The organism is Brevibacillus sp. HB1.2 (genome assembly GCF_013332495.1).
Lineage (GTDB): Bacteria > Bacillota > Bacilli > Brevibacillales > Brevibacillaceae > Brevibacillus > Brevibacillus porteri.
The window spans coordinates 421,676-441,399 of sequence record NZ_JABMIU010000005.1 but is presented as its reverse complement, the minus strand read 5'-3'; the positions used below and the strand labels follow the sequence as shown (position 1 = coordinate 441,399).

Here is a 19,724-nt window from a genome sequence, read left to right as displayed (position 1 = left end):
TGCTCCCTGCTCTCTTTAGGCCTTCGATTCCTTTGTACAATTATTTCCTCCATGAATCGGCGCTAAACACATAGGCATTTCATGCTATGATAAAGAAATATATGTAAATTTCGAAATGGACTGGAGGACTGCAACTATGTACAGAGTAAAAAAGCAGGACGTGATTTATGCCATGTCTCCTGAGAATCAGCCGGTCTTGAAGGTAGAAGCAGGCAGTATCGTAACGGTTGAAACCTGCGATTGCTTCGAGGACCAAATCCAATCAGCTGACACCGTGTTTCAAGAGCTTGATTGGAATCGGATCAACCCCGCTTCAGGACCTATTTATATAGTAGGAACAGAACCAGGCGATATTTTGGTTGTTCATATTCAGAAAATTGAGATTAAAAATAAAGGCGTAATGGTTACTGGACCAGAACTGGGTGTAATGGGATTCGACCTACAAAAAAATGTAATCAAAATGATTCCGATACAAGATGGACAAGCTGTATTGTCAGACAAGCTTCAGGTTCCACTCAATCCCATGATTGGCGTAATTGGAACAGCTCCTGCCAAAGAAGCCATTTCATGCGGTACGCCAGGCGATCACGGCGGCAACATGGACTGCAAGCAAATGCGCGAAGGTACTACATTGCTTTTACCCGTAAATGTTCCCGGCGCATTATTTGCCCTGGGTGACCTTCATGCTGCAATGGCTGACGGTGAAGTAGCTGTATGTGGCGTGGAAATTGCTGGGGAAGTAACCGTAAAGCTCGATGTGATAAAAGGAAAACAGTGGCCGCTACCGATGGCAGTCAACCAAGAGCACCTGATCACGATTGCGTCGGAAAAAGAGCTGGACAAGGCAGCGGATCGAGCGGTAATCAACATGGTACAATTTCTACACGAAGAGCTGGGAGTAGAAAAAGCCGAAGCCACCTTCTTGCTCTCCGCTGCGGGAGATTTGCGTATCTGTCAGGTCGTCGATCCTTTAAAGACAGCCCGCATGGAGTTGCCTCTTGCGTACGCAACTGCATTAGGCTTTGATTCGAAAATAGTCGGTAGATAAGGATAGAACGCAAAAAACCCCAAAGCTCTGGGGTTTTTGCTTTACCTACAAGTACGCTTTTATGCAGGTGAACCGACATCGATCAGGGATTCAATCATGACCTTTTGACTGTTTTTGTTCACCCAAGCATGTGTTTCTACCAGTTGCTTGCGGTACCAATCGATTTGTACTTCTACCTGATTACGAGCGGTCCCACCCAGCACGTTGCGTGCATTGACAACTGTCTCAACAGCGAGAGCGTCATACACATCTGCCCCAATAGCCTCTGAGAAGCTCTGGAATTCTTCCAAGGTCAGATCGAGAAGATACTTTTGCTGCTCGATGCAGTACAAGACGGTTCTCCCTACGACTTCATGCGCCTGACGGAACGGCATGTCTTTGCGAACCAAATAATCTGCCAAGTCTGTCGCATTGGAAAAATCGTTGGTAACTGCTTGACGCATGCGATCTGCTTTGACTTGCATCGTCTTAATCATCGGCGTGAGCAACGCTAGCGCACCATGAATGGTAGTTACCGTATCGAACATGCCTTCTTTATCTTCTTGCATGTCCTTGTTGTAAGCCAGCGGCAAACCTTTCAATACGGTCAACAATCCAAATAGATTGCCGTAAACACGCCCTGTTTTTCCGCGAACCAGCTCTGCTACATCAGGATTTTTCTTTTGCGGCATGATACTGGACCCCGTGCAAAATGCATCGTCTAGCTCCACAAAAGAGAATTCCTGACTGCTCCAGATGACGAGTTCTTCGCACAGACGGGAGAGATGGGTCATGACCAAAGAAGCATCAGCCAAAAATTCGACGATGAAATCACGATCACTCACTGCATCCATGCTGTTTTGATAGATACCATCAAATTGTAGCAATTCCGCTACAAACGTGCGGTCAATCGGGAATGTCGTACCTGCGAGGGCACCTGCTCCAAGCGGCAGCACATTCACACGCTTCCACGTCTCGGTCATCCGTTCGATATCGCGTTGCAGCATGGACACATACGCCATCAGGTGATAGCCAAACAATACTGGTTGCGCACGCTGCAAATGTGTATAGCCTGGCATGACGGTATCGAGATGCTGGCTCGCTTGCTCGAGCAATGCCTCTTGCAAATACATCGCCAATTGGATAATCTCCATCAGCTTTTCTCTGAGGTACAGATGCATATCTAATGCAACCTGATCATTGCGGCTGCGGCCGGTGTGGAGTTTGCCCCCCACCGGACCGATCTCTTCAATCAGCATCTTTTCAATATTCATATGCACATCTTCGTGCGCAACGAGAAACTCAGCTTGCCCGCGCTCAATTTTCTCTTTTACCTTTTTCAAGCCAGCGATGATCTGTCTTACTTCCTCCATCGGCAGGATGCCGCACTTGCCCAACATGGCAACATGAGCCAGGCTTCCGACGATGTCCTGTCGCCACATTTTCTGGTCGAAAGAAATAGAAGCAGTATACTCTTCTACGAGTTGATTCGTCGGCTTCGTGAAGCGTCCTCCCCAGAGTTTCATTGCTTGATCGCATCCTTTTCATCCAAAATCTTAATGGCCGTGTTTTTATTCTCGTGCAGTACACCCTCGTTTACCTGTGCGTATACCTTTGTTGGCAGACCCCACAGCTTGATAAAACCGAGTGCTGCTTTGTGGTCGAATTGGTCACCTGCATTGTAAGTCGCCAGCTCATGGCTGTAGAGAGACGATGCAGAGGTGCGGCCTACAATGATCGCATGGCCTTTGTGCAGCTTCACACGTACGACACCCGTTACGTGTTTTTGCGTTTCTTCAATGAATGCCTGGACAGCATTGCGAATCGGCGAAAACCAGAGACCCTCGTAAATCACTTGCGCCAGTTTTTGCTCGACAATCGGTTTGAACTGGGCGACCTCACGTGGTTGCGTCAAGAATTCCAGCTCACGGTGAGCCAAAATCAAAGTAGTTGCAGCCGGTGTCTCGTAAACTTCGCGAGATTTGATGCCCACCAAACGGTTTTCCACATGGTCGATACGACCTACACCATGGTTTCCAGCGATTTTGTTCAGCTTGAGAATCAGCTCAGCCAGCGGGAGCTCTTCGCCGTTCAATGCAGTTGGCTTCCCTTGCACGAAGGCGATTTCGATTTCTTCTGCCTCGTCTGGTGCATCCGTGATTGACTTCGTCAGATCGTATGCACCTTCTGGAGGAGCAGCCCATGGATCTTCCAGAACACCGCACTCGCAGCTTCTGCCCCACAAGTTTTGGTCAATGCTGTATGGATTGTCCAGATCGATTGGGATCGGGATATTGTTCTTTTTCGCATATTCAATCTCTTCGTCACGCGTCCAGCCCCATTCCCGAACCGGCGCCACGATTTTGATATCCGGGTTCAGCGCTGTAAAGGAAACATCGAAACGTACCTGGTCGTTTCCTTTTCCTGTGCAACCGTGTGCGACAGCTACCGCGCCTTCTTTTTCCGCGATTTCAACCAGCACGCGCGAAATCAGGTAACGCGACAGTGCAGACACCAGCGGATACTTCCCTTCGTACATGGCGTTTGCCTTCAAAGCTGGCAATACGAATTCTTCTGCGAATGCATCTTTTGCATCGACTACGATTGATTTCAATGCCCCTACCTGCAATGCTTTTTTCTGTACGAAATCGAGGTCTTTCCCTTCCCCCACATCCAATGCAACTGCAATGACATCGTAGTTATACGTATCTTGCAGCCATTTAATTGCTACCGATGTATCTAAACCGCCTGAATAGGCCAACACAATTTTTTCTTTTGCCATCATTCTCTCTCCCCGTTTCGAAGTTTCTCTCATGCGAGTAATTATACAAACGAACTAATAAAAATACAACTATTTTTATTGTATATTTCTTGTGAATTCGCAGACAAAAACAGGAATGCAAAGAAATTATACATTTCTCGCATAAAGAGTATCTTGTTTTTATGCATACTCATTGTCTGTTTATGCATAAACGTTGCGCGATTGAAAGGAAAACGAATCCAATGTAGAGAATGAGTGAAAGGAAGAATTACATAGGAGAAGTCTGTTGGAGGGATTATGAAAACAATTTATTTGGTACGTCATTGTCAGGCTGCTGGCCAAGAACCCGAAGCTCTGCTCACGGAAAAGGGAGAAGTACAAGCCCGGGAGCTTGCCACTTTCTTCGCAGATTCCCCCATCGATCGAATCATTTCGAGTCCATATCATCGGGCGATTGCTACCATCCAGCCTCTTGCACAGGAGCGCGGAATCGTGGTTGAAGAAGACACGCGTTTGGTCGAGCGTGTCCTTAGCGGAGTGGCACGTGAAGATTGGTTCGAGCGACTGCGCGATACGTTCGATGACCTGACTCTTGAATTCGAAGGGGGCGAATCCAGTCTCACTGCTATCAACCGTGCAAATTCGTTGCTCACTGAGATTTTGGCAGATGCGCACAAAGAAATCGTGCTTGTTAGCCACGGATGCCTGCTGGCCTTGCTCATGAAATCAATGGATGACCGTTTTGGCTTTCACGATTGGGAGAAATTAAGCAATCCGGATGTATTCAAGCTTACCTGCCATTTAGAAACCAGAGAGATCGTCCGCATATGGTCGTAAACGAATAAAAACAGTTACAAGGGGCAGCTCATCTGATTGCCTCCTGTAACTGTTTTTGTGGGATGGACTCTATTCCGATAATGCTTTGCAACTCTTCGTACGGCAGTCGCTGAACGATTCTGATAAAATGCTCCGCCAATATCGGATCAAATTGGGTACCAGAGCCCCGTCTGATTTCTTGAAGCGCTTCCTCCACAGGCAAACCTTTTCGATAAGGCCTGTCCGCAACCATCGCATCGAAAGCGTCTGAAATGGCTAAAATTCTCGCCATCAACGGAATCTCATCCCCAGCTAAACCATCCGGGTATCCCCTTCCGTCTATTCGCTCATGATGGGAGCGGATCGCAGGAAGCAATTCGTTGAACATCCCTGCTTGCAAAATAATTTCGTAGCCAATGACTGTGTGCTGCTTGATCTTGTCGTACTCTTCCGGGGTCAGCTTTCCTTTTTTATTGAGAATTTCGTCTTCAATGCCGATTTTTCCAATGTCGTGCAGGATTCCCCCGATATAAACATCCTCCACTTTGCGTTCGGACAAACCAATATCTCTCGCAATTTCTCTTCCCCAGTAAGCTACCCGCTGAGAATGTCCACTTGTGTAGCGATCTCGTGCGTCAATGGAAGCAGCCATCGTCGTTAAGAAGTTGTGATTGAATGATTTGACCTCTTCTACTTTTTGCTGAAGCCTTTGGAGGTTGTCATAGTAATGATGAAATACGTAACTGATCGTAATAAACGCAATCATCATAGGAATTAGTGGTAGCGGGCCATATGACTCTACTAAGCGGGAACCTACTCCGGCTAAAATTAAAAGCAGCAAGTAAGTCGAGGTAAATCCTTTTGCCATCATCTTTACGGTTCGCGCCCAGGTCATTTGATGAAAATAGGAGATACCCAATCCACATAAAATCAGGTTCACAAACCAATAAACCACAGCCAAAATCAAATCGCTAATAATAGGAGAAACGGTTCCGAAGCCCTCGATCCAATCCTTCAAAAACGCTACTGTCCATATCGTCATTAACAATTGCCCAATATTAATGATAGCTTTTAGCGGATTAAACCTTACCAGGAAAGCAATGATTAAAGATTCAATAACTGCAGCCCATACTCCGACCCATACGCCGTACAACAAGATACCCGAAAAGATTACAGCATTGTTCACTGTTAAAATCGTATTCGATATACGTACGGGAGCAAAACAGGAGAAAATGGTCAGGAGAGTATAGGTAGATAATACCCCCCAATGCTCACGAACTGCCCATTCAGATGAAGATGTGTAAAAAATATAGATTGCTGCAATGACAAATCCAACCTGTACAACAATCCCCTTTATCCAATTTGCATAATCAGTTTTTTGTCGCATAACTTTTACCTTCGCGAAGTTGTAGTAATGAAATGGGTTTATTCATCAATCGCTGAACAAGTAAAAAGGCGCCTAGCATAATAAAAATATCGCCGATGCTAATAATCCGAGGAATGATAGATGGCATGTAGATGACATCCGTCAAAAACGGAAAATTTGAACTTTCCGTCAATACACTATGCTTGAAATTCGTTCCGTTTATAACCGGCTCTAAATCATAAGGAAGCTTTGCTGCTTGAACTAAATCAATTGGCATTTTTCCATTGTTAGACCAAATTGCAATCGCATTCAGAAACCAGCCGATTAAAAATATCCGCATATCCTCAAATTCTCGATTAAAAACGAGGAAAGCCAAAATAAACACATACGCGATCGATATGAAAATGCCACCGATCGCAGGGAATAAGACCGCACAAGCTTGGAGCAGTATGGTAACGACAAGAAGTTTTATTTGATTGAATTTAGGAAAATCCTTGATTCTTCCCCCTCGCAGCAATGCTACGAGAAAAGATAGGGCAATTACATCCAATAGCATGTTGTTTCCTCCAAGCTTGAAGAAAAAACACCACTCAGCCAAGCGGTGTTTGTTTCTCCAATACGCTTATTATCCAATATGGAAGTTTGCAGAAGTAGCTGCTACGATTGCTACCACCATCATAATTGCCGCGAACCATTTTTTCATTTTCTTTTCCCCCCTTCAGGCATAGTGGAGAAAGCTGGCTTCGCTACTGTCCGTGATGCAGAGGCCAAGCGACCAAGTACAACCCCTGCTCTTCTTTCCTTTTCCATTACGGAAAAGGTTGGATTCGCTACTGGCTCCATACGGACCAAGCGACCAGATACAGTCCGTACTTCTTTGCTTCTTTCTTACCTTTATTTTACACATAAGTGACAAAATTCGGCAATCATAGATTCATAGTCTATTCGATTTAATTACAGATAGTTCTATTTAACTAGAACTATGTTCACACCAGCGCCGCCAATATCGCCTTTTGTGCGTGCAATCTATTTTCAGCCTGATCGAAAATGACAGAGCGTGATCCGTCGATAACCCCTGTTGTCACTTCTTCCCCACGATGTGCTGGTAAGCAATGCAAGAAGAGATAATCACGATTTGCCGCTGCTACCAACTTTTCGTTCACTTGATAGTCGGCAAATGCTTTCAATCGCACCTCATTTTCTTCTTCAAAACCCATACTAGTCCAAACGTCCGTGTATACAGCATCTGCCCCCATGACAGCCGCTATCGGATCGGTGGTCACCATCATTTTTCCACCGCTTTGTTTCGCATATTCTGTAGCTTTTGCGACAATTGTTGCATCCATTTCGTAGCCTGCCGGAGTCGCCACCCGCACATCCAAGCCTAGCAGGGCTGCGCCCAGCACCAGTGAGTTCGCCACGTTGTTGCCGTCTCCTACATAGGCGAGCTTGACTCCTTTCAGCTTGCCTTTATGCTCCCAGATCGTCAGCAGATCAGCCAATGCCTGACAAGGATGGTACAGATCGGTCAAGCCATTGATAATGGGGATCGAGGCGTGCTCAGCAAGCTCTTCTACATAAGAGTGGGAAAAGGTGCGAATCATGATGGCATCCACGTACCGGGAGAGAACTTTTGCGGTGTCGCTGATCGGCTCCCCGCGTCCGAGCTGTAGCTCTTTTCCGCTCATGAACATCCCTAGGCCACCCAACTGATGCATCCCTACTTCAAAGGAGACGCGCGTACGGGTCGAAGCCTTGTCAAAGATCATCCCCAACGTCTTGCCTTGCAAAGGCTGGAATGGCTGTCCCAGCTTTTGCAATTGCTTGACGTGAGCAGACAGATGGAGCAGCTCCATCAATTCTTCCCCGTTGAATTCATCGACGCGTAAGAAATCTTTTCCTTTATGCTTTTGTAACGGCAAGTTTTGAAAGTGTTCCAATATCTTCACTGGCTGCATGCGAGCCACCTCTTTTCTTCATAATAGACTTCACGTATAACTCGAACGTATCGACAGCGGAGAACAACGGCACACCCTGTTGTACCATACGGCTTCGCAGAGCAAATCCTGTCCGGCCCTGACGATTGCCTTTCGTTGCAGTAACAAGTGCGAAGGCCGCTTCTTCCTTTTGCAATAGCTCGATCCACGCCGTTTCATCTGCCACGACATGCTTCACGACAATTCCTTCGGCTGCAAGCCACTTGGCCGTTCCCGGAGTCGCTGCCAGATTGGCACCATCTGCTTGAATTTTTCCAATCGACTCTCTTACGCCGTCCTGCTTATCTCCATCTGCCAGAGAAATCATAACCAACTGACCTTTTTGCCAGTCGCCGTACAAATTGTCTTTGAAAGCAAAGGCTTTGCCTGCTGCCTCTTCGAAAGAATGCCCCAAGCCGAGAACTTCTCCCGTCGATTTCATCTCTGGACCGAGTACCGGGTCTACGCCGTTCAGCTTGATCGTGGAGAAGACTGGCGCCTTGACGACTGCAAAAGGAATCTCTGGCAAAAGCCCTGTACCGTAGCCCATCTCTGACAGCTTTTCACCCAATTGTGCGCGCACTGCCAGTTGAACCATCGGGATGCCAGTCACTTTGCTCGTAATCGGTACGGTCCGTGAAGCACGAGGATTTACCTCCAGTACATAAACCGTTTCGCTATCAATGACGAACTGGATATTGATTAACCCGACCGCTTCCATTTCTCTCGCGATTGCTTCTGTATAGCTCGCGATTTTTTGCTTGCTGTCATCCGTCAGCTGAGGAGCTGGGAACAAGGCTACACTGTCGCCTGAGTGGATGCCCGCTCTCTCCACATGCTGGAAGATCCCTGGGATAATGACAGATTGTCCGTCGCATATCGCATCTACTTCTGCTTCCTTACCTGGAACGTATTTATCCACAAGGAGTGGGAAAAACATGCTCATGTCCGGATGGTTCAACCAGTCGTGAATGGTCGCTTGCAGCTCGTCGATATTGTGGACGACTACCATACCTTGCCCGCCGATGACGTACGAAGGTCGCATCAAAACAGGGAAGCCGATTTCCTCCGCAATCACGGTCGCATCCTCCAAGGTCGATACTCCTTTACCGGGGATATGCGGAATATCCAACTTGCGCAGCATGGCATAGAACAGCTCGCGGTCCTCCGCACGTTCGATGGCTGTAAGTGACGTACCCATTACTTTCAGCCCCGCGTGCTCCAGCTTGGCGGCCAGATTGATCGCGGTTTGACCGCCGAACTGAACCATGACGCCCTCAACCTGTTCGCGTTCTGCGATATGCAGCACGTCTTCTACGTGAAGCGGTTCAAAATAAAGATGGTCGGCTGTTTCATAGTCCGTGCTGACCGTCTCTGGGTTGTTGTTCACAACGACAGCCGCAATACCGCTTGCCTGAAGCGCTTTGGCTGCATGCACGGAGCAGTAGTCAAACTCGATACCCTGACCGATGCGAATGGGACCTGAGCCAAGTACCAGTACTTTGCGGCCAGACAGTGACTCGACCTCATCTATTCCTTGCCAATCCGAATAGTAGTAAGGGGTTTGGGCATCAAATTCTGCTGCACAAGTGTCCACGATTTTATAAGTAGGCGTAATGTCCGATTCTTGACGCAATGATTTGATTTCGGCAGGTGTAGCACCTACCAGTGAAGCAATGGTTTCATCGGCAAACCCGCGACGCTTTGCTTCCAACAACAGCTCAGGGGTCAGTGTTTTCCGATCGTGGCAAGACAGCTCTACTTCCAAATCCACGATTTTACGCAAGCTCCGCAAGAAAAACGGATCGACACCAGTCAGACTGTGCAGCTCACTTTCTGTAAAGCCTTTGCGGATCGCCTCGGCAAAAACAAACAGTCTGATATCCGTTGCTTCTTGCAAGGAATGTGCAAGCTCATCACGTGTCCAGGAGGCCAGCTCTGATCGAGTCAAATGTGTGCAGCCCTGTTCCAGGGAGCGAACTGCCTTCAAAAGTCCTGCTTCCAGATTGCGGGCGATCGACATGACCTCGCCAGTCGCTTTCATTTGGGTCCCCAGCTTGCGGTCTGCCAGCGGGAATTTGTCAAATGGGAAGCGCGGGATTTTGACAACGATGTAGTCCAACGCTGGTTCAAAACTAGCGTACGTATAGCCTGTGATTGGATTGAGTACCTCATCCAGTCCATAACCTAGTGCGAGCTTGGCGGCGATCCGCGCAATTGGATAACCTGTTGCTTTGGATGCCAACGCACTTGAACGGCTTACACGAGGATTTACTTCGATCAGCACATACCGATCGGAATTCGGATCAAGCGCAAATTGAATATTGCAACCGCCTACTACCCCTAGCGAACGAATCACTTTCGTTGATACGCTGCGCAGCATTTGGTACTGGCGGTCTGTCAGCGTCTGAGATGGCGCGACAACAATACTGTCTCCCGTATGAATGCCTACTGGGTCCAAATTTTCCATATTGCACACGATGATGCAGGTATCATTTGCGTCCCGCATGACCTCGTATTCAATCTCTTTCCAGCCTTTTACACTGCGCTCAATCAATACCTGACCGATTGGGCTAGCTGCAATGCCACCCGCTGCAACTTTGCGCAAGGACGATTCATCCCCTGCGATCCCGCCGCCTGCTCCTCCGAGTGTATAAGCAGGACGGACAATCACGGGATAGCCTATAGTGTTCGCAAACTCGATTGCTGCTTCTACAGATTCGACTGTATCGCTCTCTGGAACAGGCTCTCCGATTTTTTGCATCAATTGCTTGAACAGCTCACGGTCTTCCCCGTTTTGAATGGCAGCCAGCGGCGTACCCAACAGTTGGACGTTGTACTTTTCCAACACACCCGCTTCTGCCAGCGAAACAGCAAGATTAAGTCCCGTTTGGCCGCCTAACGTAGGCAAGAGGCCATCGGGACGCTCTTTTGCGATAATAGCTGTCACGGATTCCACCGTGAGCGGCTCCAGATATACTTTGTCCGCTACTTGTTCATCTGTCATGATCGTAGCTGGATTGTTATTCACCAGCACGACCTGCACGCCGGCCTCCTTTAGGGAAAGGCAAGCCTGTGCACCTGCATAATCAAATTCCGCTGCCTGCCCGATGACGATCGGACCAGAACCGATGACCAATACTTTATGAATGTGTGGCAATTTAGGCATATCTCTTCGCTCCTACTACGCGCATCGACTGCAAGAATTGGTGGAAAATGTGGGATGTATCACTAGGGCCCGGATGTGCTTCTGGATGGAACTGCACACTGAAAACAGGCAGACTAACGTGACGTAATCCTTCGACTGAACCGTCATTGACATTGCGATAGGAAACCGTTAACTGACGTTTATCCAGAGACTCTTCCTTGACCACGTACCCGTGATTTTGTGAACTCATGTATACTTTCCCAGTCATCAGATCTTTGACCGGATGATTGCTACCGCGGTGACCGTATGCGAGCTTTTCTGTCTTGCCGCCGTACATCAACGCCAATACTTGATGCCCCAAGCAGATGCCTAATGTCGGGTACTGCTCCACGGCTTTACGCCATTCGCTGCAATACGCAAGCAAATGCTCCGGATCGCCAGGCCCATTGGAAAACAACAAGCCGTCTGGTACGAGAGCATTGATTTGGGCAAAACTCGTATCAAATGGAACGACCGTGACACGGCAGCCCTGTTCGAGAAGTGCATCCAAAATCGATTGCTTCATGCCGAGGTCAATCAAGACGACATGCTCGCCTGTTCCCGGATACCGCTCCACCTGCTGTCTGGATACGTTGGCAACTAATGATTTCTTGGCGTGCTTGTAGCGCAGGGACACAACTTCCTCCACCTGCATAGGCTGATCGGAAATGACACCGAATACGGTACCGTCTTGGCGGACGCGCTTTGTAATCGTTCGCGTATCAATCCCTGCAAGGATCGGGAACCCAAATGCTTCTGCCGCTTGAGCCAAAGTCATGTTTGATTCGTAATGGCTTGGCTCTGTGCATAGCTCGCTGACAATCATCCCTGTCAAAGCTGGCTTGGCTGCCTCATAATCCTTGTCGTTGATCCCGTAGTTTCCGATCAAGGGATACGTGAAGGTAACGATTTGCCCTGCAAAAGAAGGGTCTGTCATCACCTCTTGATATCCTGTCATTCCTGTATGAAAAACCACTTCTCCGAATCCGTTAATGGGGGCGCCATACAGCTTCCCTGTAAAAACCTCACCGCTCTCCAGCGTTAAATATCCTGTACCTAACGATTGATTCTCTCTATCCATCTATAAAGCCACTCCTCTCCAATGGGCACCGGCCTGATCGCTCTTACCGAAAATTTATGCAACCTTTTGTATTAATATACATTTGAGATTATAAAAATGCAACGAGTTTTTTGACCACTTCCACTCGTTGCATTCTTTGCTTTTTCATCTAAACCTGAAACAGTGCCTCGCTAAATACGTCAATGGCCTGCTTTACTTCATCATCGGTCGTTACAAACGAAGGCAAGAGTCTCACTACTTGTGGACCAGCCATCAGCAGAATGACTCCTTTTTCCCGTGCATACGCGACCAGCTCACCAGCAGGAATCGTTAGTTCCACACCGAGAAGCAATCCTTTTCCCCGAACCGTAACCACTTTGTCTGGATGCTCTGCCTTGAGCTTCTCCAGCTCTTTGATCAATTCATCATGGATATGGGCTACCCGCTCCAAAATCTGCTCTTCTTCCATCGTCGTAAGCGTCGCGATTCCAGCAGTTGCTGCCAATGGATTCCCGCCAAAAGTTGTACCATGCGTACCTGGAGCAAACGCTTCTGCTACTTCCTTAGTCGCGACGACAGCTCCAATCGGGAACCCACTTCCCAAGCCTTTTGCCAATGAAATCGCATCTGGCTTCACGCCATATTGCTGGAAGGCAAACCATGTACCCGTGCGACCAATCCCAGTCTGTATCTCATCGATTAACAGGAGCAATCCGTGCGCATCGCACAATTCACGCAGCGCCTTCACCCAGGCCTCTTCTGCTGGATGTACGCCACCTTCTCCCTGGACCAGCTCCAGCATAATCGCGCATGTCTTGTCTGTAATAGCTGACTTGACTGCATCGAGGTCGTTGTAAGGAACGGTGACAAATCCTTGCGGCAATGGTGCGAATCCGTCCTTCACCTTTTCCTGTCCAGTAGCCGTCAGGGTAGCCAATGTCCGTCCATGAAAAGACTGTTCAAAGCTGATGATTTCGTAACGGTCGGTCCCTTTTATTTTTTGTGCATAGCGGCGGGCGAGCTTGATCAAGCCTTCATTCGCCTCCGCCCCACTGTTGCAGAAAAAAGCCTGATCCAGTCCAGACAGACGGCTCAGTTTTTCCGCCAAAATCTCTTGCTGAGGAACATGCACCAGATTCGAGCAGTGCCACAACGTATCGAGCTGTTCGTGCAGCTTTGCCGTTACTTTTGGCGGGACATGCCCTAGTGAGGTCACGGCAATTCCTGAGGTAAAATCGAGATATTGCTTGCCTTGATCATCCCACACCTGGTTTCCTTGCCCTTTTACCAAACTGATTGGCCATCTCGCATAGTTATTCATGAGATGCACAGGCGCTGTAGTTGTATGCATATTCATTTTCCTCCTCACCTAAGCGTAATTGACATTCATACGTACGGTTGTCCCAACTCCCTGCCCCGCACAAACACCGAGCAGATCATCAGCGGTTCCCCGGCAGATGACTACCTGCTCCACGCCCTGTCCGAGAGCGTCAAGAGCTGCCTGAACCTTCGGAATCATTCCACCAGTAATAATCTCTGCCTGAATCATTTCCTGTATCTCTTCTGCACTTGTAGCTGGCACTACTGCTTTGGTTCCGTCTGGCTGAGGCTGCATGATGCCCGGAACGTCTGTCACCATGATCAGTTTTTCGGCGCTGAGTGCTGCTGCAATCGCTCCTGCGGCTACATCAGCATTGACATTAAATGTCTCTGTGCCATCTTCACTAACGGAAAGGGGAGCAATCACTGGGACATAGCCCTGCCCAAGAATCGCTTTCGGAATGGTCGTATCAGCCTTCTTGATTTCTCCTACCCACCCGAGTGGCTTTGACGTTTTTGTTGCCAAAAGAGTCTGACCATCGATGCCACTAACTCCCCACGCCTTGGCTCCTGCCTGCGTCAGCCTTTTTACCAGCGCCTTGTTGATACTGCCGCACAAGACCATCTCTACAACACGCAGCGTGTCCTCGCAGGTAACACGAAGCCCATCGACAAATTGCGGAGTGATCTGAACTCGATCAAGCATACTGTTAATAGCAGGTCCGCCCCCGTGGACGATGACGATCTCTTGTCCTTGCGCCTGCAATCCAGCAATCGCCTGAAAGAAAGAGTCAGGTAGCTGATCCATGGTGCTTCCGCCACATTTGATCACGACAATTCCTTGCATCTGCTCTCCTCCTCTACGGGTATACTGGTACGAGCGGCAAGCCCGTTTTCTCAGGCAAATCAAACATGACATTCATGTTTTGCACAGCTTGACCAGCCGCGCCCTTCATCATGTTATCGATGACCGACAGCAAGATAACACGCTTCGTGCGCTGATCAACATGGATGGCGATATCGCAGTAATTGGAGCCATAAACTTCTTTTGTATGTGGATGACTGCCTGCAGGACGTACACGCACAAAAGGCTTATCCGCATAAGTAGCTTCATATAGCTCCTGGATTTGCGCTTGAGTGACATCAGTGGTTAGTTGTCCGTAAGCCGTGACTAAAATCCCTCGGGTCATCGGCACCAGATGCGGCGTAAATTGAACAAGCGTCTCTTCCCCGCTTTGTTTATGCAGCTCCTGTTCAATCTCTGGTGTATGCTGATGACTCGCCACTTTATAAGCATGGATGCTTTCATTACTCTCGCTGTAATGAACACCGAGCGATACTCCACGTCCAGCGCCGGACACACCTGATTTGGCATCGACGATCCAACTGTTAGGCTGTACCCAGCCTGTCTTTACCAGCGGAAGCAGGGCGAGGAGCGTAGCAGTGGGATAGCAGCCTGGATTTGCTATGAGACTGGCACCCGCCACTTGCTCTTGATTCCACTCGGTTAAACCGTAAACCGCCGCTTCTACCCATTGGGAAGGGGCAGGCTCATGTTTGTACCACTGTTGGTAGACCGCACCGTTTTCCAGACGAAAATCCCCGGATAAATCAATGACCTTTACGCCTTTTTCGACCAGCTTTGGAGACAGCCCGCTACTTACTCCCGCAGGCGTAGCGAGGAAGATCAAATCGTTCACACCGCTCATGCTGTCTGCATCAATCGGTGACAATGTCGGCAATCCGAGCCCAGCTGCATGTGGAAACGATTTTTCCAAGCTTTCTCCTTCTGATGAACTTGAATATAAATTTGCGATCTCAACATGCGGATGCCCAGCCAAAAGACGGATCAACTCCGCGCCACCATACCCCGTTGCTCCAACAATCCCGATCCGAACCATGCTCTCTCCCCTTTATCTCATTCCGTATTTTTATACATGAATAATAATAAAAATCCATTTGGAATACAACAAAAAAACTTTTTTACGTCCAAAGAAAAAAGCGCCCGATTGCTCGAGCGCTGGTTTGTTGCCCTGTTTACTTTTTGTCCGCTAACCATGCAGCGATGTTTTCTGCATCTTTTCCTTTGACGAGACCCGGAGGCATTGATCCTTTTCCTTTTTCCAAAATGCCCAGGATCTGCTCCTTGTTCAACTGACTACCGATCTTTTGCAAGTTCGGTCCAACTGCCCCTTCCAGCGTCTGTCCGTGGCAGCCTGCACAGGTATTTTTGAACATGGTTTCTGCAGTTGCTGCATCATAGCTGCCAGATGGCGTCGTCGAAGGTGTTTCTGTTGCTGGTTTTTCGGCTGCCGGCGTTTCTGTCGCTGGTTGTTGTGCTGGCGGCTGTGTTTGCTTACTGGTACCACAGGCACTTAGCGAGAATGCGAGTACAGCCGCTGTCAAAACGAGTGGAATACGTTTCAAGGCTGTTCCCTCCTTTATTCGGATTTCTTCGCTAAGTATGCCTCCGACTACCACTTCTCATTCTTGCCAGAGCCACATTTAGGACAAAGGAAACTCTAACGGGCTCCATTCACGTAACTCCAACGTCCGTGCGCCTTCCACGACAACTGGATCAGCCTCAGCTAATTTGCGAGCTTCTTCCAGAGAATCCGCTTTGTAAATAACCAATCCGCCAAGCTTATCTGTGAAGGGTCCTGCCATGATCACTTTTCCCTGCTTGTACAAATCATTGATATACGTAAGATGCGCAGGTCTTACTTGAGCATTCAGCTCTTGATTCACGATTGGCAAAAATGCGGCATACAACATGGACGGTTTCTCTCCTTTTTCATGACCTTGTTCTTTCATGAATTATAACATAATTATGAATACGGACTTTGGTCTGGTAGGATTTTTCCTTTCTACAGCGAACGATTCAAAGGTAGCAAGTAGCAACAGAGAGGCGGATAGGTATGGGCACGCAGATACAGTTATATACATCTCTCTTCCACAACAATCCTGACGCTGTTTTCATGTTCGACATGCAGGGAAGATTCACAGGAGTAAACGCTGCTGGTGAAGCATTGGTAGGATACACCTCTCAAGAATTGCTGCGCATGCAAATTTGGGAAATTCTCGCTTCTACAGAAGGTCTCGACAGTAAGGAACAACAACAAATCCTCTCTGCAAGAATCCGAAAAAATAAGCATTATCAGTTGCTCCATAAAAACGGGCAGGTTGTGGATATTATCGCTTCCAGCTTTCCCATTTTTCAAAACGGCGAAATCATTAGTCGCTATTCCATTGCCAAAAACATCACGCAGCAAAAGAAAGTGGAAGAGGCTCTTCACCAGATGCAAGAGAACTTTCGGTTAATATCCGAAAACATTATGGATTTGATTTTTATTGTAAATGTGGATGGAATTATTACCTACGCTTCCCCTTCTGTTCAAGCGGTTACTGGTCTCACGATTGGTCAAGTGATCAATCAGCATTTTTCGATCTTGATTCATCCTAAGCAAGTAACCAACGCCAAAAGCGATTTTGCTCAAATGATGAAGCAGAAGATTACACTCGATGCCGAGTACCATTACCTGCACCCTAACGGAAGAATGTTGCTGTTCGATGTGAAAGGAACACCTGACATTTGTTCGAACGGTCATATTCTCAGCACGGTTTTTGTGGCACGTGATATTACAGAACGTCGACAATCAGAGGAATTGCTTCGTTACTCTGACAAGCTATCAGTTCTAGGTGAGCTTGCCGCGGGAATTGCCCATGAAATTCGCAATCCACTTACGGCCTTGAAAGGGTTTATTCAACTCATGGAAGGGGACGAGTTCGCCAATCAGCAATACTTGCAAATTATGCGATCCGAAATCGACCGGATCACTTCGATTACCAGTGAGCTTTTGATAATGGCGAAGCCCCAAGCCTTGCGATTTGCTCCCAACGGCCTTTTGCCATTGCTTTCGTCTGTCATTAAGCTTTTGGAACCACAAGCACTTCTTAAAAATGTATCTATTCTTACTGATTTTCCGCAAGTGACTTCCCTCATTTTGTGTGAGGAATATCAAATCAAGCAAGTCTTCATAAATATCATAAAAAACGGCATGGAAGCCATGCCGTTAGGTGGAAATCTCACAATCAAGGTTGTAGAGCGCTCTTCCGATGTTGTCATCCGAATCAGCGATCAAGGACAAGGTATCCCTGCCGAGCTACTTCCCCGATTAGGAGAGCTTTTTTATAGTACAAAAGAAGCAGGAACCGGCCTAGGGTTAATGGTAAGCTCAAAAATTATTCGCGATCACGGCGGTACAATCAACATCGTCAGTGATGTCGGCAAAGGAACCACCGTATCGATTTCCATACCAAAAGCCTTGAAGCCTTCTGTTTCGTTTAACGATTAATCTGCGCGCGTAGATAAGCATCGATAAACGAATCAATCTCACCATCCATGACTGCTTGAACGTTTCCTGTCTCCATATTCGTCCGGTGGTCTTTTACCAGACTGTATGGGTGGAAGACATAGGAACGAATTTGGCTGCCCCATGCAATATCTTTTTGTTCACCTTGAATCGCGGCCAACGTTTTCTCTTGTTCTTCCCGTTTTTTCTCGAACAGTCGTGCCGTCAGCATCTTCATCGCACGCTCCCGGTTTTTAATCTGGGAGCGTTCTGTTTGACACGTCACCACAATTCCAGAAGGCAAGTGAGTAATCCGTACAGCGGAGTCAGTCGTGTTGATATGCTGACCACCTGCACCGCTGGAACGATACGTATCGATTTTCAGGTCTTCTGTACGTATGTCTACCGCATTATCGTCTTCGATCTCCGGCAGGACGTTGCAAGACACAAACGATGTGTGACGACGTCCAGACGCATCAAACGGAGATATCCGCACAAGACGATGAACCCCTTTTTCTGATTTGAGGTAGCCATACGCATTATAACCCTTAATGAGGAGAGTAACACTTTTTACACCGGCTTCATCACCAGGCAAATAGTCCAATGTTTCCACCTTGAAGCCCTTGGCATCCCCCCAACGTGTATACATGCGCAGAAGCATGGACGCCCAATCCTGGGACTCTGTCCCACCCGCTCCCGGATGCAGCTCCAGAATGGCGTTGTTCTTGTCGTATTCATCACTCAAAAGCAATTCAAGCTCAAAGCTCTCAAATGACTTCCGCAGCTCCTGCGTACTGTCATACAGATCTTGAATGAGGGACGCATCCCCTTCTTCGATGACGAGCTCCAGCATTACCTGGAGATCCTCGTACTGGGAATCCAGCTTGGCCATCGTCTCTACGAGGCTTTTGATGGCATTCAGTTCACTGATTGTCTTCTGCGCTGCATCATTGTCATCCCAAAAATCGGGTGCCAGCATGCGCTCTTCCAGTTCACCGATTCGTTCCTGTTTTACTGGGAGGTCAAAGAGACCCCCTGATATCCGCTAATCGCTTAGCCATGCTAGACATCTCTTGTTTGATGTCCGCAATATCGATTAATGCCATGTTGCGAATCACCTTCTCTTTACGTAAGCTATGTTTTATTGTAACGTAATTTGCCAGATGCGCAAATACGGCAGCATGTCACGTTTAGAAAAGGGACTTCGCCGCTACCCTTTGTCACGTTGCCACCGGTGGTGATGGCGAGGATCTCAGGTCTCGGATTTCATGTGGTTGTTTATTTTCCGTCTGTGGTACTGCAACCAGATGGAGATGCGTACGCCGAGCTTCGCTTGCTTTCAGCTGATAAGCTTGCTTGATGAAGGCTTGTCTCTTCCAGTTGTGTGTTTTTCGATATTTTTTGGCTAGCGGACTTTCACGCGTTCGATCCACCATTCCATTCGGTGGTGCGATCAAGGCCTCATTCCAATTCGGCTCCGGAATTTCCTCTATCAGTCGCTTGTCCTCAAAGACCGGGTCTTGCGCAGAGATGACTCTCGGTAATTCGATCCCCTCTTCCTTTTCAATCAGCTGTACTTTTTTATTTTCTTTTCCTGTCTTTAGCACTGCTTTTAAAGTAACAGAAATGCGCTCCATAATATTCTTCGTTTGTATCCCCATCACGTTCACTGACGTTCTCATTTGTTCATTCCCCCGTCTTCGTGAATTTTTGGTAAAAGTGTTGTACTTACGATTCTATTTATTTTTCAGATAATTACCACTTGAATCGTTCGATCACATTTACCAGTGTTAGACAAATAGATCGTTAATATCAGACGAGGAAGAATAGATGAGGACGAATACTGTCAAGGCATTAGG

17 protein-coding genes are annotated in these 19,724 nt (G+C 47.8%); 3 read left to right on the top strand and 14 right to left on the bottom strand.

Going from position 1 to position 19,724, the window contains the following annotated elements; translation table 11 throughout:
- Positions 1-136: 136 nt before the first annotated feature.
- Positions 137-1,048: an acetamidase/formamidase family protein gene (locus tag HPY28_RS15860; RefSeq protein ID WP_174230906.1), complete on the top strand. Its 912-nt coding sequence runs from the start codon at positions 137-139 to the stop codon at positions 1,046-1,048.
- Positions 1,049-1,107: 59 nt separating this feature from the next.
- Here the strand turns inward: HPY28_RS15860 and argH are convergent, their stop codons facing one another.
- Both argH and HPY28_RS15850 read right to left on the bottom strand, forming a co-directional pair.
- Positions 1,108-2,553: an argininosuccinate lyase gene (gene argH, locus HPY28_RS15855; RefSeq protein WP_017252245.1), complete on the bottom strand. Its 1,446-nt coding sequence runs from the start codon at positions 2,551-2,553 to the stop codon at positions 1,108-1,110.
- Positions 2,550-3,809, bottom strand: coding sequence for an argininosuccinate synthase (locus HPY28_RS15850; RefSeq protein WP_174225153.1), 1,260 nt, complete (start codon positions 3,807-3,809; stop codon positions 2,550-2,552). Before HPY28_RS15850 ends, argH begins: the two co-directional genes overlap by 4 nt.
- A gap of 276 nt (positions 3,810-4,085) precedes the next feature.
- On the opposite strand from HPY28_RS15850, the gene HPY28_RS15845 reads away from it, so the two are divergent.
- Positions 4,086-4,625, top strand: coding sequence for a histidine phosphatase family protein (locus HPY28_RS15845; RefSeq protein WP_017252247.1), 540 nt, complete (start codon positions 4,086-4,088; stop codon positions 4,623-4,625).
- Positions 4,626-4,653: 28 nt separating this feature from the next.
- Here HPY28_RS15845 and HPY28_RS15840 read toward each other — a convergent pair whose 3' ends face one another.
- The 10 genes from HPY28_RS15840 to HPY28_RS15795 form a co-directional block, all read right to left on the bottom strand.
- Positions 4,654-5,991 (bottom strand): HD-GYP domain-containing protein, encoded by a 1,338-nt coding sequence (locus HPY28_RS15840; protein WP_017252248.1) that lies wholly within the window; start codon positions 5,989-5,991, stop codon positions 4,654-4,656.
- Positions 5,975-6,526, bottom strand: a complete 552-nt coding sequence (locus HPY28_RS15835; RefSeq protein WP_017252249.1) for a DUF5317 family protein — start codon at positions 6,524-6,526, stop codon at positions 5,975-5,977. Before HPY28_RS15835 ends, HPY28_RS15840 begins: the two co-directional genes overlap by 17 nt.
- A 430-nt stretch (positions 6,527-6,956) precedes the next feature.
- Positions 6,957-7,928: an ornithine carbamoyltransferase gene (argF, locus tag HPY28_RS15830; RefSeq protein WP_174230905.1), complete on the bottom strand. Its 972-nt coding sequence runs from the start codon at positions 7,926-7,928 to the stop codon at positions 6,957-6,959.
- Complete coding sequence (gene carB / locus HPY28_RS15825; protein ID WP_174230904.1) at positions 7,873-11,115, bottom strand: carbamoyl-phosphate synthase (glutamine-hydrolyzing) large subunit; 3,243 nt, start codon at positions 11,113-11,115, stop codon at positions 7,873-7,875. The genes argF and carB overlap by 56 nt, the downstream gene beginning before the upstream one ends.
- Entirely contained in the window at positions 11,108-12,214 is a 1,107-nt protein-coding gene (locus tag HPY28_RS15820) for a carbamoyl phosphate synthase small subunit (protein WP_174230903.1), read from the bottom strand. The genes carB and HPY28_RS15820 overlap by 8 nt, the downstream gene beginning before the upstream one ends.
- Positions 12,215-12,362: 148 nt before the next feature.
- On the bottom strand, positions 12,363-13,544 hold the full coding sequence (locus HPY28_RS15815; RefSeq protein WP_174230902.1) for an aspartate aminotransferase family protein: 1,182 nt from the start codon (positions 13,542-13,544) through the stop codon (positions 12,363-12,365).
- An 18-nt stretch (positions 13,545-13,562) separates the two neighbouring features.
- Positions 13,563-14,360 carry an acetylglutamate kinase gene (gene argB / locus HPY28_RS15810; RefSeq protein WP_069850812.1) on the bottom strand — a complete coding sequence of 266 codons (798 nt, stop codon included), beginning with the start codon at positions 14,358-14,360 and terminating at the stop codon, positions 13,563-13,565.
- Between the two features lie 13 nt (positions 14,361-14,373).
- A complete protein-coding gene (argC, locus tag HPY28_RS15805) occupies positions 14,374-15,414 on the bottom strand; it encodes an N-acetyl-gamma-glutamyl-phosphate reductase (protein WP_174230901.1) in 1,041 nt (346 codons plus the stop codon).
- 136 nt (positions 15,415-15,550) lie between these two features.
- Positions 15,551-15,940 carry a c-type cytochrome gene (locus HPY28_RS15800; RefSeq protein ID WP_026043384.1) on the bottom strand — a complete coding sequence of 130 codons (390 nt, stop codon included), beginning with the start codon at positions 15,938-15,940 and terminating at the stop codon, positions 15,551-15,553.
- Between the two features lie 78 nt (positions 15,941-16,018).
- The gene (locus HPY28_RS15795; protein ID WP_017252257.1) at positions 16,019-16,288 is read right to left on the bottom strand and encodes a YciI family protein; all 270 of its coding nucleotides are present in this window, start codon (positions 16,286-16,288) and stop codon (positions 16,019-16,021) included.
- Between the two features lie 143 nt (positions 16,289-16,431).
- Here HPY28_RS15795 and HPY28_RS15790 point away from each other — a divergent pair, with 143 nt between their 5' ends.
- Positions 16,432-17,868, top strand: a complete 1,437-nt coding sequence (locus tag HPY28_RS15790) for a PAS domain-containing sensor histidine kinase (RefSeq protein WP_174225158.1) — start codon at positions 16,432-16,434, stop codon at positions 17,866-17,868.
- Here HPY28_RS15790 and prfB read toward each other — a convergent pair.
- Both prfB and HPY28_RS15780 read right to left on the bottom strand, forming a co-directional pair.
- A protein-coding gene (prfB, locus tag HPY28_RS15785) for a peptide chain release factor 2 (protein ID WP_106835133.1) occupies positions 17,858-18,971 on the bottom strand; the annotation gives its coding sequence in 2 pieces (ribosomal slippage) (positions 17,858-18,889 and positions 18,891-18,971; 1,113 coding nt in all). The genes HPY28_RS15790 and prfB overlap by 11 nt on opposite strands.
- A 114-nt stretch (positions 18,972-19,085) precedes the next feature.
- On the bottom strand, positions 19,086-19,547 hold the full coding sequence (locus tag HPY28_RS15780) for a hypothetical protein (protein ID WP_017252259.1): 462 nt from the start codon (positions 19,545-19,547) through the stop codon (positions 19,086-19,088).
- Positions 19,548-19,724 lie beyond the last annotated feature (177 nt).